General features: G+C 64.5%; 14 protein-coding genes. 12 read left to right on the top strand and 2 right to left on the bottom strand.

Annotated features, from left to right (window positions below; all coding sequences use genetic code 11):
* The first annotated feature begins 66 nt into the window (after positions 1-66).
* The 3 genes from RBJ75_RS17145 to RBJ75_RS17135 all read left to right on the top strand — a co-directional run bounded on the left by RBJ75_RS17145 (position 67) and on the right by RBJ75_RS17135 (position 2,689).
* Positions 67-789 carry a hypothetical protein gene (locus tag RBJ75_RS17145; protein WP_052628974.1) on the top strand — a complete coding sequence of 241 codons (723 nt, stop codon included), beginning with the start codon at positions 67-69 and terminating at the stop codon, positions 787-789.
* A 63-nt stretch (positions 790-852) separates the two neighbouring features.
* Positions 853-1,317: an MgtC/SapB family protein gene (locus RBJ75_RS17140; protein ID WP_276156517.1), complete on the top strand. Its 465-nt coding sequence runs from the start codon at positions 853-855 to the stop codon at positions 1,315-1,317.
* Between the two features lie 211 nt (positions 1,318-1,528).
* Entirely contained in the window at positions 1,529-2,689 is a 1,161-nt protein-coding gene (locus RBJ75_RS17135; protein ID WP_044406185.1) for a trypsin-like peptidase domain-containing protein, read from the top strand.
* Positions 2,690-2,702: 13 nt separating this feature from the next.
* Here the strand turns inward: RBJ75_RS17135 and RBJ75_RS17130 are convergent, their stop codons facing one another.
* Positions 2,703-2,930 (bottom strand): hypothetical protein, encoded by a 228-nt coding sequence (locus tag RBJ75_RS17130; RefSeq protein ID WP_044406188.1) that lies wholly within the window; start codon positions 2,928-2,930, stop codon positions 2,703-2,705.
* 186 nt (positions 2,931-3,116) lie between these two features.
* On the opposite strand from RBJ75_RS17130, the gene RBJ75_RS17125 reads away from it, so the two are divergent.
* The 5 genes from RBJ75_RS17125 (at position 3,117) to feoB (ending at position 7,403) form a co-directional block, all read left to right on the top strand.
* The gene (locus tag RBJ75_RS17125) at positions 3,117-3,854 is read left to right on the top strand and encodes a thermonuclease family protein (protein WP_044406190.1); all 738 of its coding nucleotides are present in this window, start codon (positions 3,117-3,119) and stop codon (positions 3,852-3,854) included.
* 107 nt (positions 3,855-3,961) lie between these two features.
* Entirely contained in the window at positions 3,962-4,639 is a 678-nt protein-coding gene (locus tag RBJ75_RS17120) for a hypothetical protein (RefSeq protein WP_044406193.1), read from the top strand.
* A gap of 29 nt (positions 4,640-4,668) precedes the next feature.
* Positions 4,669-4,845, top strand: coding sequence for a hypothetical protein (locus RBJ75_RS17115; protein WP_160297907.1), 177 nt, complete (start codon positions 4,669-4,671; stop codon positions 4,843-4,845).
* 382 nt (positions 4,846-5,227) lie between these two features.
* Positions 5,228-5,509, top strand: a complete 282-nt coding sequence (locus RBJ75_RS17110; RefSeq protein ID WP_044406196.1) for a ferrous iron transport protein A — start codon at positions 5,228-5,230, stop codon at positions 5,507-5,509.
* Positions 5,510-5,522: 13 nt separating this feature from the next.
* The gene (gene feoB / locus RBJ75_RS17105; RefSeq protein ID WP_276156510.1) at positions 5,523-7,403 is read left to right on the top strand and encodes a ferrous iron transporter B; all 1,881 of its coding nucleotides are present in this window, start codon (positions 5,523-5,525) and stop codon (positions 7,401-7,403) included.
* Between the two features lie 19 nt (positions 7,404-7,422).
* Here feoB and RBJ75_RS17100 read toward each other — a convergent pair whose 3' ends face one another.
* On the bottom strand, positions 7,423-8,280 hold the full coding sequence (locus RBJ75_RS17100) for a xanthine dehydrogenase (RefSeq protein ID WP_044405513.1): 858 nt from the start codon (positions 8,278-8,280) through the stop codon (positions 7,423-7,425).
* A 296-nt stretch (positions 8,281-8,576) separates the two neighbouring features.
* Between RBJ75_RS17100 and RBJ75_RS17095 the strand changes: the two genes are divergently transcribed.
* The 4 genes from RBJ75_RS17095 to nifB all read left to right on the top strand — a co-directional run bounded on the left by RBJ75_RS17095 (position 8,577) and on the right by nifB (position 13,737).
* A complete protein-coding gene (locus RBJ75_RS17095) occupies positions 8,577-9,413 on the top strand; it encodes an SDR family NAD(P)-dependent oxidoreductase (RefSeq protein WP_276156516.1) in 837 nt (278 codons plus the stop codon).
* Positions 9,414-9,727: 314 nt separating this feature from the next.
* A complete protein-coding gene (gene nifA, locus RBJ75_RS17090) occupies positions 9,728-11,470 on the top strand; it encodes a nif-specific transcriptional activator NifA (protein ID WP_044417582.1) in 1,743 nt (580 codons plus the stop codon).
* Positions 11,471-11,727: 257 nt separating this feature from the next.
* The gene (locus RBJ75_RS29500; protein WP_044417580.1) at positions 11,728-11,922 is read left to right on the top strand and encodes a 4Fe-4S binding protein; all 195 of its coding nucleotides are present in this window, start codon (positions 11,728-11,730) and stop codon (positions 11,920-11,922) included.
* A 258-nt stretch (positions 11,923-12,180) separates the two neighbouring features.
* Entirely contained in the window at positions 12,181-13,737 is a 1,557-nt protein-coding gene (gene nifB, locus RBJ75_RS17080; protein ID WP_044417578.1) for a nitrogenase cofactor biosynthesis protein NifB, read from the top strand.
* The last annotated feature ends 51 nt before the right edge of the window (positions 13,738-13,788 follow it).

Here is a 13,788-nt window from a genome sequence, read left to right as displayed (position 1 = left end):
GAACGATCCACGGCCCCGACGATTTGTTGCAGTTAATCCGACGATTGACCGCAGGAGCCCCGTTGCATGACGCAGATCACCCGAGTTTACGACAACGCCAGCCAGGCCAATGCCGCGATGGCCGAGCTGAAGCAACGCGGTTTCAAAGACGTCGACTATATCGCCGCGTCGAAGTCCTCCCGTTCCGACGGGAACGGTGTCGATCTGATCGAGCCGATCCGCCGCACTGGCGTTTCGCCCTCCCATGCGGAGGCCTATGCGGAGCGGGTTCGCCGCGGCGGCGCGGTGATCAGCGTGCGCGCGCCGTTCGGAACCGCCACGACCGTTACCGGCATTCTCAATCAACATGGGCAGAGCCAGGCCAATGCCGCCGCGAGCAACGGGTCGTCGCGGCCGAAGCCGGGGTCCGACAATGCCCCGCGCCGCGACGGCGCGGCCGAGCCCGAGTCCAAGGCGGCTCCGCTGTCGAGCGCCCTTGACGTCCCGGTGCTGGCGGAATCGTCAAGCGGCTGGTTCGGCACCAAGGGCTCGGCCGAACCGCGGAGCTCGGGGCCGAAGACATTGTCGCAGATGCTGGGCATTCCCGAATTGATCGACTCCAACACATTCTTTTCGGGCTTCCCCTTGCTGATCCGCTCCCGCCCGTTTTCGTCGCTGGCGGCGAGCCAGGAGCCCTATTCGAGTCTGTCGAAAAGCCAGGAGCCGTCGGCGGAGGTGATCGACGATCCGGCGCCGCTGTCGAAATGGATCGGCATGCCGGTTCTGCTGAAGGGGCGCCGCAAGCGCTGATGGCGCCCGGCTCATGTCAGCCAGGGAGTGGCTCCGTCAGTGAACCCGCAGATTTTTCCCGAAATGGACCTCGCTCGCGTTGTTGCGCATCTGCTGGCGTTGGCAGCGTCCTATGTACTGGCGCTGCCGATCGCCTGGAATCGGGAGAAGGAGGCGCGCAGCGCCGGGCTGCGAACTTTTCCGCTGGTCGCGATCGCGACATGTAGCGTGGTGCTGGCGACCGACCGCCTGCTGGAAGGGGCGCCAGAGGGGATGGCGCGGATCGTCCAAGGCCTGATGTCCGGAATGGGCTTCATCGGCGGCGGCGCGATCCTCAAGACCCGGCACTATGTCCACGGCACCGCGACGGCGGCGAGCCTGTGGGCCACCGGTGCTATGGGCGTCGCCGTCGGGCTCGGCGCCTATGACGTGGCGGTGATGTTGTCGCTGGTCACCTTCCTGACGCTGCGGGTGATGCTGCCGTTCAAGCGCAATGCCGAGGAGGACGTTGAGCCCGATGAGGACGACAAGAAAGTCAGAATGTCATGAACGCCGCCATCGGGCCGCCGGCCCTTGTCATCATCGCGGGGCTGTGACCGAGGGATTGAGGCCGCGTCCGATCGGACGGCGGGGCAGGATGGAACCGGTGACAATCGAACGTATTTGTTCCTGACAAGACCGAGCTTCATTTAGTCGCGCACTAGGAGGCGTGGTGAACCGGTGAGGAATCCGGCACGTCGCCAACAGGGTCGCCTACACAATGTCAGCACCAATTCCCCCGGACCGCCTCGAGGACGCGCCGCGGCTCCGGCCGAGGGCGCCCGACCGCTTTTTGCGCATCGTCATTATATGGCTGATGCTGCTGATGAGCGCTTGGGTGGCGCAGCCCTATCTCAGCGCGCTGTGGTTCTCGGTCTCCGGGCCGCGAACCGTCACCGCCCGCGGCGATCTTTCGCAAAGCGAGCTCAGTACGATCGAATTGTTCAAGGGCGCGTCGCCCTCGGTGGTCCATGTCTTTGCCCAGGCCAGCCAGCAGCTGTCGCCGTTTTTCGATCAGCGGGAAAGCGCCGTCCAGTCGGGCTCGGGGGTGATCTGGGACGCGGCCGGCCATGTCATCACCAACAACCACGTCATCAGCGGCGCCAGCCGCATCGGCGCGCGGCTTGCCTCAGGCGAATTCCTGACCGCGCGCGTGGTCGGCACCGCACCGAATTACGATATTGCGGTGTTGCAGCTCGAGCGACCACGCTCGGCGCTGCGACCGATCGCGATCGGCCGGTCCGCCGATCTCAAGGTCGGCCAGGCGGCGTTTGCGATCGGCAATCCCTATGGACTCGAACAGACGCTGACCACCGGAATCATCAGCGCGTTGCGTCGACGATTGCCGACCGCCACCGCCCACGAGGTCCGCGGCGTGATCCAGACTGACGCGGCGATCAATCCGGGCAATTCCGGCGGCCCGCTGCTGGATAGCGCGGGCCGGCTGATCGGGCTGAACAGCGCGATCATCTCGGGATCCGGCGCCTCGGCCGGGATCGGCTTTGCGATTCCGGTCGACGTCGTCAACCGGATCGCCACCGCGCTGATCCGCGACGGCCACGTTCCGGTGCCGGGGATCGGAATCGTCGCCGCCAACGAGAACGAGACCGCCCGCCTGGGCATCGATGGGATCGTCATTCTCCGGACTTTGCCGCAATCGGCCGCGGAGAAGGCTGGCATCGAGGGCGTCACCGCGAGCGGCGTGGTGGAAGACGTCATCACCGCGGTCAATGGTGAGGCGATTCACAGCATGTCGGACCTCGCCACCAAGCTCGAAGACGCCGGAATCGGCGCAGAGGTGAAACTGACGGTGGTGCGCGACGGGCAGCCGCGCAGCGTCGACGTCACCATCGGCGACATCTCGCAAGCGCGACGCGAATAGCTGGGCTTGGGCTTTAGGGTTGGCGCAACTCGAATGAGCCGAGATGATACTCGTCGATGGCGTCGATCGCATCGCTGGGCGGATAGGCGACCAACGCGAACGCCGCGTTGGGATGGGTCTGCCACACCGCGATATCGTCCGGAGTAATGGTGAGCCAGCCGAATTTGTAAAGATATCGGCCGGGCTCCGTCACCCGCCCGGCTTCTTGCCACGTCAATTTGCGCGCGCGGAAATCGATCACGCTCGATCCTCAGGCCGCTCCGCGATCACCGTCGATCCGGAGACCTCCTCGGGCCGGATTATCTCACTGCGACGAGCCGGCCGTCCAGACATTGGGCTGCCCCCAGCCCGGATTCGCGTCTCGGCCGTCATGCCGGGGTATTGGAGGGGGCGCGGCTATTCGACTATGCTGCGCGCGAGGTGGCGAATGCGCATGGTGTTGGCGATCCTGGCGATGCTGCTGGCCCATCCGAGTTGGGCACTGGACGCTGTGGTCAAGGACGGCTCGACGCTCCGCCTCGGCGGCACGACCTATCGGCTGGCCGGCGTCGACGCGCCGGAATTCGACCAGGTCTGCGTCGACCAGAAAGCCGATCCATGGGCCTGCGGCATCGAGGTGCGCGACCGTCTGGCCGGCCTGATCGGCGATCGCCAAGTGCGCTGCGATGACAAGGGCCCCGAGCCGAAGGCGAAGGGGCGGCGAAGCGGGGTCTGCACCATCGCCGGCGAGACCGAGAGCATCAACCGATGGCTGGTGCGGCAGGGCTGGGCGTTGACCTCGCAGGCAGGGCGGTTCGGCGCGGATCAGGGCGATGCGCGCGACAATAAAAGAGGATTGTGGAAGGGCTGCTTCGCGGCGCCGCGGGATTTTCGCCGCTGGAAGACGGACGCGACGCTGCTCGGGGCGGCGTGCCGCAGCGACAAACAGGTGGAATTGGCGAAAATCCTGTTTCCCGACGAGCCGATCATGCCGCCGGGCTGCGCGATCAAGGGCAAATTGGCGATCCGGGCCAGGATCAGCGGCCATGTCGGCGTCTACCATCTGCGCGGGTGCCGCAATTACGCGGCGCTGTCACGGCCCAATCGCTGGTTCTGCTCCGAGGACGACGCCCGGGCGGCTGGTTTTCGCCGGGCCTATAATTGCGGCCGCGCCAAACGCCGTTAGGGCCGTATCCCCGTTCAATCGATTCCGGATATGGATAGGCGCACGGCGCGAGGCGGCGGTCGCCCCGGCGCCCCTGATGGCCGCCCCCCCGCAATGAGAGGTGTCTCGTGATTCCGTGGTGTCTGATCGATACGGCGCCGGTGCCGGATGCTGCCGGCGAGCTGCGCCTGATGCGGCGCGGCGCCGAATTCTCGATCATGCTCGGCCAGAACGAGCTGATGAACAGCCGCCTCAGCGGATCCGAACAGGCGCTGGCCACCATCGTCTGCGAGCGGCTTGTCGACACAACGCGGCCGCAGCTGCTGATCGGCGGGCTCGGCATGGGATTCACGCTGCGAGCCGCTTTGGCCCAGCTCGGCAGCGAGGCCAGCATCGTGGTGGCCGAACTGATCCCGGCGGTGGTGGCGTGGGCGCGCGGGCCGATGGCGGGGATTTTTGCCGATAGCCTGACGGATTCGCGGGTCAGCCTGCGCGAGGCCGATGTTGGCCTGCTGATCGCGGCGGAGCGGCTGGGTTTCGACGCGATTCTGCTCGATGTCGACAACGGCCCCGAAGCGTTGACCCGCGAGGCAAATAATGCGCTCTACGGCGCCGCCGGATTGCGCGCGGCGCATACGGCGTTGCGGCCGGGCGGCGTGCTGGCGGTGTGGTCATCCGGACCGAATCCGGGCTTTGCCAGGCGGCTTGCCGACGCCGGCTTCGCTGTCGAGGAGATCAAGGTCCGGGCCAATGGCGCCCGCGGCGGCGCGCGGCATGTGATCTGGGCCGCCACAAGGCGCCGATAACGCCCGGGTCGGTAAATTGTCAGAAGCGCTTGGCGATCATCAGCCCCAGCAGCACCGATCCCGAACATGCCGCCACCGCGGCCATGTTGACCAGGTTCCGGGTGATGACGAGCGATAGCGAAGAAGAGGAGAGCAATGGCGGCTTTTTCGCTTTTCGCCGCTTGGATGCCGACGGATTTTTCACTGCCATTGCGACCCCCAAATGATGGGTCAGGCCGCATGACGGCCTGACCCTGACGCCTTCCCTGCCGAGGTTTGCCCTCGATCATGGCGGCACCATCGCATGGCTGGTTGGCTCAAAGCTTAATTGGTCTGGTAAACCAAAACTGACCGCGATCCATGGTTTACGATTTTCGCTGGGCAGCCCTGCGTGAACCGCGCCGGCGGATGGCCGGCCGTCGCCCGCTTCCTGGAGCCGACCCAGCGAAGCAATGAACTCCCGACCAGCAGACGGCCGCAAGGTTTGTGCTGGATCAAAACCATCACCGCCAATTCCGTCTAGATGAGAATTGTTAGCGCCTGTTAGAAGCCTCTTAGATTATGATCGGTTTTGCTTGACCTCCGCGGGCGCGATTGGAACAACGGGCAATGACCAGCACACTTCAGACCAGTGACCCGCATCCCATCTTGCTTGGGAATGCGCGGCGGGGCTTTCGCGGCGTCGTCCATGCCATCGAGTCGCAAAATGTCGCGTCGGCGCTGCATCCGGTCGAGCTGGAAAGCCGGCTGATCGAACTCGGTTTCGTTGAAGGCGCCAGGATCGAGGTGCTCCACGAAGGCATTATCGGCCGCGACCCGATCGCGGTTCGGGTCGACAATATTACAATCGCGGTGCGGCGACGCGAGGCGATGGCCATCGTGTTGACCTGACGATTGCCGCGCAATGACCGTGATCGATATCCACCCCTTCAATCTGGCGCTGGTCGGAACCCCGAACAGCGGCAAGACCTCTTTGTTCAACGCGCTGACCGGCAGCCGGCAGAAGGTCGCGAATTATCCCGGCGTCACCGTCGAGCGTAAGGCTGGCGTGTTCACCACGCCGTCCGGCCGCAGCGTCACGCTGGTCGACCTGCCGGGCACCTATTCGCTGCGCGGCCGCAGCCCCGACGAAGACATCACTCGTGACATCGTGCTGGGTCGTTTCCCCGGCGAAGTGGTGCCCGATCTGGTGCTGTGCGTCGCCGACACCACCAATCTGCGGCTGACCTTCCGCCTTGTGCTCGAACTCAAGGCCACAGGCCGGCCCTTGATGCTGGTGCTCAACATGTACGACATCGCGCTTCGGCGCGGCGTCAGCGTCGATGTCGAACGCTTGAGCGCGGAGCTCGGGATTCCGGTGGTGACCTCGATTGCCGTGCGCAAGGGCGGCATCGCCGACCTGTTGCAACGCACCGACGAATTTGCCGCCCGCGCCCCGGCCGCCAAGGTCGAGAGCAGCTGGGCGCCACTGAGCGTCGCCGAGCTGCGCGCGACCCAGCGCCAGGCCGATCGCATTATCGCCGACTGCGTCAGCCTGCCGTCGCGGCCCGATACCGTCACGGCCAAGATCGACGCCGTGGTGCTGCACCCGGTGGCCGGGCTGGCGTTGCTGATCGTGGTGCTGTTCGTCATGTTCCAGGCGGTGTTCTCCTGGGCGCAGCCGATCATGGAGCTGCTGGCCACCGGCTTCGCCATACTCGGGCAGTTCGTTCACGACACCCTGCCGGAAGGCCTGTTGCAGAGCTTTCTGCAGAACGGTGTGATCTCCGGGGTCGGCAGCGTGATCGTGTTCCTGCCGCAGATCGTCATCATTTTCCTGTTCATCCTGCTGCTGGAGGATTTCGGCTATATGGCGCGCGCGGCGTTCCTGATGGACCGCATCATGGGCGGCGCCGGGCTGCATGGCCGTGCCTTTATTCCGCTGCTGTCGAGCTTTGCCTGCGCGATCCCCGGCATCATGGCGACGCGGGTAATCGACAATCGCCGCGATCGGCTGACCACGATCCTGATCGCGCCGCTGATGACCTGTTCGGCGCGGATTCCGGTCTACACTTTGATCATCTCGGCCTTCATTCCGTCCCGGCAGATCTGGGGCTGGATGAATCTGCAGGGGCTGGTGATGTTCGGCCTCTACACCGCGGGCATCGTCAGCGCGCTGGGCGTGTCGTTCCTGGTCAAATTCTTCATGTGGCGCGATTACCAGCCGGCGCCGTTCATGCTGGAATTGCCGGACTACAAAATGCCGCGGCTGCGCAGCATCGGGATCGGCGTCTATACCCGCGCCAAGATGTTCCTGCAGCGCGCCGGCACCACCATCTTCTCAATGATGGTGCTGATCTGGTTCCTGGCGTCGTTTCCCCGGCCTCCGGCGGGGGCGACCGAACCGGCGATCAATTTCAGCCTGGCCTCGATCATCGGCCATGCCATCGAGCCGGTGCTGGCGCCGCTGGGCTTCAACTGGCAGATCGCGGTGGCGCTGATTCCCGGCATGGCGGCGCGCGAGGTCGCGGTGGCGGCGCTCGGCACGGTCTACGCCATCGAGGGCGGCAAGGAGGCGGCGGATCAGATCGGGCAGGTGTTGGCCAGCAAATGGAGCCTGGCTACCGCCTTGTCATTGCTGGTCTGGTATATCTTCGCGCCGCAATGTGCCTCGACGCTGGCGGTGATCCGGCGCGAAACCGGCAGCTGGCACTGGATGGCGGTGACCTTCCTCTACATGTTCGCGCTGGCCTATGTGGCAAGCCTGTTCACCTACAACATTGCGGTGGCGCTCGGCGCCGGCTGAACAGCGCTGCCTGCGCGCGTCAAGCCGGATAGGATGGCATGGCGACGGCGACGCCGCTGTGCGTCGCGGTGTCGACCGCGACCGCCCGCAGGACTGCCCGAGCGATGCTGCGGCCCCGATCGTCGATGCCGGTCCATTGCGCATGCCGCCCACGCGGATCAATTTCCAACAGCTTGACGCCGGCCGGGACCTCGCTGCCGTCGCGCGCAATGCCGCGCAGCATGCCGTCGCACGGCGCCCGCACCGCTTCGCCGGCCAAATGACCCAGCACGAAGCCCTTGAACACCCGCGAGCCGATTTCGATGGCGGTGTACCAGCGGCCGCTGTGGCTGGAATAGGCGAAGCGTTCGGCGCCGGCGGTGCCGAGCGGGCTGGCGACGCCGTCGGCGGCGTCGGTCCAGCCGTCCCGGACCAGCAATCCGCTGCGGCCGGGCCGGGTCTCGATTGCGACGTCGCAATTCGCGCTGCTCGAAAATCCTGGCCCCAGGCCGATCGCCAGGCGTGCTAGCCGGCGCAGATCCGGCTTCACCCGATGCTTCTGCAGTCGCGCATCGACCAGCACGTCGATCGTCCCAAGGGTCAGCAGATCGGGCAGCGCCAGCCAGGTCACCTGAATCCGCCCGGAATGACGCAGCGCCTTGAAGAGCTGGACGCCGTCATCGGCGCGTTCGCCGCGGACGCCGTTGACGGTGACCGCATCGCCGAACAACGCATCATGAAACGCCATCTTGCGTCGGATCACCGGCGGGTGGGGATCGTGCGACATCACCACGCCGTAGCGCGCGTGCTGCAGATGAACGGCGACCGCGGAAGCGATCTCGCTGGTCCCCAGCACGATGGCGATACGCTGGCGGCGATAATCGGCTGGGTGATGCATTTACGGTCCGCCGTCACAATTGTGTCCGGCGGCAATAAAGCAAAAGCCGGACCAGCCCCGGAATGGCATTCTCGCGGCATTTCAATACCGTGCAGCGCTGCGGCTCGTCGATCCAGTGTCGCAAAGCGCACCTGAAGGCTGTTTGCAAAGCCTCACCTTGTCGTTCAGCGGACACGTTTTGGCCCGAACTGAGCGTTTTGAGCCCGAAATCCGATGGCCCGGATCCTGCAAACCCGTTGCTCGGCCGCGGCGACAAGCAGGCAGTGGAGACACCGTCCGTGACAGATATCAGCGAGATTTCACACGCCGACGGGGGACCGCCGCTCACCGAATCGGCCGCTGCGGCCGCCCCGGGGGCCTGTCCGTTCCACAATGATCAGCGCGAGAGCCGCTCGGGCAAGCAGAAGACGCTGGTGCTGACCGGCGCCTCCCGCGGTATCGGGCATGCCACCGGGAAACTGTTCTCGGATGCCGGCTGGCGCATCATCACCTGCTCGCGCCAACCATTCGATGACGACCGTTGTCCCTGGAGCACCGGATTGGACAACCACGTCGCGATCGAGCTGTCCGACCATGGCGCGTTGCCGCGCGCCATCTCCGAGCTCAAAGAGAAGCTCGCAGGCGGCCCGCTGCACGCGCTGATCAACAACGCGGCGATCTCGCCCAAGAACGCCGATGGCGAGCGGCTGAGCTCGCTGACCACGCCGGTCTCGACCTGGATGAGCGTGTTCCACGTCAATCTGCTCGCGCCGGTCCTGCTGGCCCAGGGACTATTTGAGGAATTGCGCGCGGGAAGCGGATCGATCGTCAATGTCACCTCGATCGTCGGGTCGCGGGTGCATCCATTCGCCGGCACCGCCTATGCGACGTCGAAAGCCGCGCTGACCTGCCTGACCCGCGAAATGGCGCATGACTACGCGCCGTATGGTATCAGGGTAAATGCGATCGCGCCGGGTGAGATCAAGACCGAGATCTTGTCACCCGAAACCGAGGCGCTGTTAGCGCCGACGATCCCGATGCGGCGTATCGGGACACCGGACGAAGTTGCCAAAGTGATGTTCTTCCTGTGCTCCGATGCGGCGAGCTACGTGACCGGCGAAGAAATCCATATCAATGGCGGACAACACGTTTGAGTGATTCACCCGACGAAGCTGTTGGGTCTGCCCAATGATAGATCACTCCGCGGCGGCGACGCTGTTACCAGCGCTTATGTTTTGACCCGAACTATTTGCTCCAAATCAATGACATGGTCGAGGTAACTTGCGGATTGCCCTCAATCCGCCATTTGTCGAGCTTTCGCGTTGGGTGGTTTCTGTGCATCGCTCGCTATCAACTTCCGCAGCGATGCAGCGAAGATGAGCACGACATCCGATTGAGGATCATACACAATCCGGCAATGCGCCGAAGCTACGGGGGAGGGGCTGGTTCGGAGCGATGGAGGTAGCAAATGGCTCACCGCGAAGTACGTCTTGTGGATAGCGATGAAATGCGCTCGGCTCCGCCTCAGATACCGCTAAGCGAGATTGCGCTCACCGGCATTTTCGAGATCTCGAAAATTCTCACCGCGCCGGCGCGGCTCGAGACCCAGCTGGCCAATGTGGTCAACCTGCTGCAATCCTTCCTGCAGATGCGCAATGGCGTGGTTTCGCTGCTGGCCGACGACGGCGTTCCCGATATCACCGTCGGCGCCGGCTGGAACGAGGGCAGCGACGACCGTTACCGCGCCCGGCTGCCGCAGAAGGCGATCGACCAGATCGTGGCGACATCGGTGCCGCTGGTCGCCGACAATGTCGGGGCCCATCCGATGTTCACCGCGGCGGATGCCGCGGCACTCGGCGCCTCGGCCGAGACCAGGGTCTCGTTCATCGGGGTGCCGATCCGGATCGATTCGAAGGTGGTCGGAACCCTGTCGATCGATCGGGTGCGCGACGGCCGCGCCAATTTTCGCTTCGACGCCGATGTCCGCTTCCTGACCATGATCGCCAATCTGATCGGCCAGACCGTGAAGCTGCATCGTGTCGTGGCCCGCGACCGCGAGCGGCTGATGGCGGAAAGTCATCGCTTCCAGAAGGAATTGTCGGAGCTGAAGCCAACCAACGAACGCAAGCGGGTCAAGGTCGATGGTATCGTCGGCGAAAGCCAGGCGATCCGCACGCTGCTGGCCAAGGTCAGCATCATCGCCAAATCGCAGTCCCCGGTGCTGCTGCGCGGCGAATCCGGGACCGGCAAGGAATTGATCGCCAAGGCGATCCACGAATTGTCGTCGCGCGCCAACGGCCCCTTCATCAAGATCAATTGCGCGGCGCTGCCGGAATCTGTTCTGGAATCCGAATTGTTCGGTCACGAGAAGGGGGCGTTTACCGGCGCGATCAATGCGCGCAAGGGGCGCTTCGAACTGGCCGACAAGGGTACGCTGTTTCTCGACGAGATCGGCGAGATCTCGCCGTCGTTCCAGGCCAAGCTGCTGCGGGTGTTGCAGGAGCAGGAATTCGAACGGGTCGGCGGCAACCACACCATCAAGGTCAATGTCCGCATCGTCGCCGCCACCAACCGCAATCTGGAGGAGGCGGTGGCGCGCAACGAGTTTCGCGCCGATCTGTATTACCGCATCAATGTGGTGCCGATGATCCTGCCGCCGTTGCGCGACCGGCCCACCGACATCCCGCTGCTGGCAACCGAATTCCTGAAGAATTTCAACAAGGAGAATGGGCGCGAACTGGCCTTCGAGCCGGCCTCGATCGAGCTGTTGAAGGGCTGTTCGTTCCCCGGCAATGTCCGCGAATTGGAGAACTGCGTGCGTCGGACCGCGACGCTGGCGCCAGGCCCGGCAATCCACGAAAGCGATTTTGCCTGTCATCAGGATGAATGTCTGTCGTCGATCCTATGGAAAGGCCACGGGCCCGCCGCGCCGGGGCGGCCGCGCCCCGAGATCCCGCTGCAGGTGTTGCCCCGCAAGGTCCCGATCGATCTGGTCGGCGCCGGCGATGCTGCGCGCGCGCCGGCGGTTCAGCCCGCGCCCGGCCGTGCCGATGAGGGCGGCGACGCCCAGATGTCCGAACGCGATCGCCTGGTCGATGCGATGGAACGGGCCGGATGGGTCCAGGCCAAGGCCGCGCGGATTCTCGGACTGACGCCACGCCAGATCGGCTACGCGCTGAAAAAGCACGACATCGAGGTCAAGCACTTCTGAACCGGCGGCTCTGGCCGGCAGGTTTTCGTCCCGGACTCCCATTGCGGTCTTTCCGGTCTGCGGTGTCAGATTCGGGTGTCAGACTTGCGACAAGCTGTCGGGCCCCCGACACCTCCGGCGCCCCGTGCGCACCGAAAAATACTGAAAATCCAACGACTAAGCTTCTGGCACGCGGCTTGAAAGACAAGTTCGAAAGACGATTGCGGAACGCAATCTCTGCGAACCTGAAAATCTCTGCGAACCTGAAGGAGTCTGTCATGGCCTATAAGATCGTCGCCTCGCAATGCACCGTTTGCGGCGCCTGCGAATTCGAGTGCCCGAACGCCGCGATCACCATGAAGCGCGGCATGTATGTGATCGAAGCTGCGAAGTGCACCGAATGCGAAGGTCATTTCGACAAGCCGCAATGCGTCGCGGTCTGTCCGGTCGACAATACCTGCATTCCGGCCTGATCGGTCAGCCATGGCCGCGCGCGCATCGAATGTCTCGTTCGTAACAGCGGTGCCCCGCTCGGGTGTTGCTTGTCGCCAATGCGCCAGCGCGCGCGGTGCTAATCCATTGCAGTATCAACAACTCATGGTCGGAGAGCCGGCTGGCACATTAGTTGCGTAGTCCCTCTTCGAATGTCGCAAGGCATCGATAGCGCCACCAGGCGCAATCGGTAACGGGGCAGTGCGCGCATCGGGCGCGATGAACAATGAGGGCCGACCATGCAAAAGTTGCTACAGCTGCACGACTTCGGCGGGCCAGGCGGAAAGACGCTGGACGACGTGCGACGCGAGGCGGCGCAGACCGGATGCAGCAGCACGGGCGGCAGCGGCAAGGCCAGCTGCGGCTCCGGCGCCGGGCAGGGCGACCTGCCGCCGGAGATCTGGGACAAGGTCAAGAACCATCCCTGCTACAGCGAGCAGGCGCATCATCACTTCGCCCGCATGCATGTCGCGGTGGCGCCGGCCTGCAACATCCAGTGCAATTACTGCAATCGCAAATATGATTGCGCCAACGAATCCCGCCCCGGCGTGGTCAGCGAGAAGCTGACGCCCGAACAGGCGGCGCGCAAGGTGCTGGCGGTGGCCTCCACCATCCCGCAGATGACCGTGCTCGGCGTCGCCGGCCCCGGCGATCCGCTGGCCAATCCGGGCAAGACCTTCAAGACCTTCGAGCTGGTCGCCGCGACCGCCCCCGATATCAAACTGTGCCTGTCGACCAACGGGCTGACGCTGCCCGACCATGTCGAGCAGATCGCCGCGATGAATGTCGACCACGTCACCATCACTATCAACATGGTCGATCCGGAAATCGGCACCAAAATCTATCCGTGGATCTTCTACAATCACCGCCGCATCGAGGGCGTCGAGGCCTCGCGCATCCTGTCGGAGCGGCAATTGCTCGGGCTGGAAATGCTCACCGCGCGCGGCATCCTGGTCAAGGTCAATTCGGTGATGATCCCCGGGGTCAACGACAAGCACCTCGTCGAAGTCAACAAGGCGGTGAAGTCGCGCGGCGCCTTCCTGCACAACATCATGCCGCTGATCTCCGCGCCCGAGCACGGCACGGTGTTCGGCCTGACCGGCCAGCGTGGCCCGAGCGCGCAGGAATTGAAGGCGCTGCAGGATGCCTGCGAAGGCGAGATGAACATGATGCGGCATTGCCGGCAGTGCCGCGCCGATGCCGTCGGCCTGCTCGGCGAGGACCGCAGCGCCGAATTCTCCACCGACAAGGTGATGGAGATGGACGTGAACTACGACCTCGCCGCGCGCCAGGCCTATCAGGCCAAGGTCGAGCAGGAGCGCGAAGTGATTGCCAAGGCCAAGCAGGCCGAGCTCGCCAAGCTCGTGGACGAGACCAGCGACATCAAGATTCTGGTCGCGATCGCCACCAAGGGCGGTGGGCGGATCAACGAGCATTTCGGCCACGCCCACGAATTCCAGATCTACGAGGCCTCGAGCGCGGGCGCCAAATTCGTCGGTCACCGCCGCGTCGATCTGTATTGCGAGGGCGGCTATGCCAGCGCCGACGGCGTCGAGCCGATCCTGCGGGCGCTGAATGATTGCACCGCGGTGCTGGTCGCCAAGATCGGGATCTGCCCGAAGGATTCGTTGGAAGGCGCCGGGATCGAGGCGGTCGAGAGCTACGCCTTCGAATTCATCGAGCAATCGGTGATCGCCTATTTCAAGGACTATCTGGCGCGCGTCGGCAAGTCGGAGATCCGCCACGTCGCGCGTGGCGATGCCGACATCCGCCAGGGGGCGTTTACCGAGACCTGATGCTCGGCGCGATCGTGGCGCTGTCAGCGGCGGCGCAAAACTCAGCAGACC

It is taken from the genome of Rhodopseudomonas sp. BAL398 (assembly GCF_033001325.1).
GTDB lineage: Bacteria > Pseudomonadota > Alphaproteobacteria > Rhizobiales > Xanthobacteraceae > JARJEH01.
This window is presented reverse-complemented; position numbering and strand designations above follow the sequence as displayed.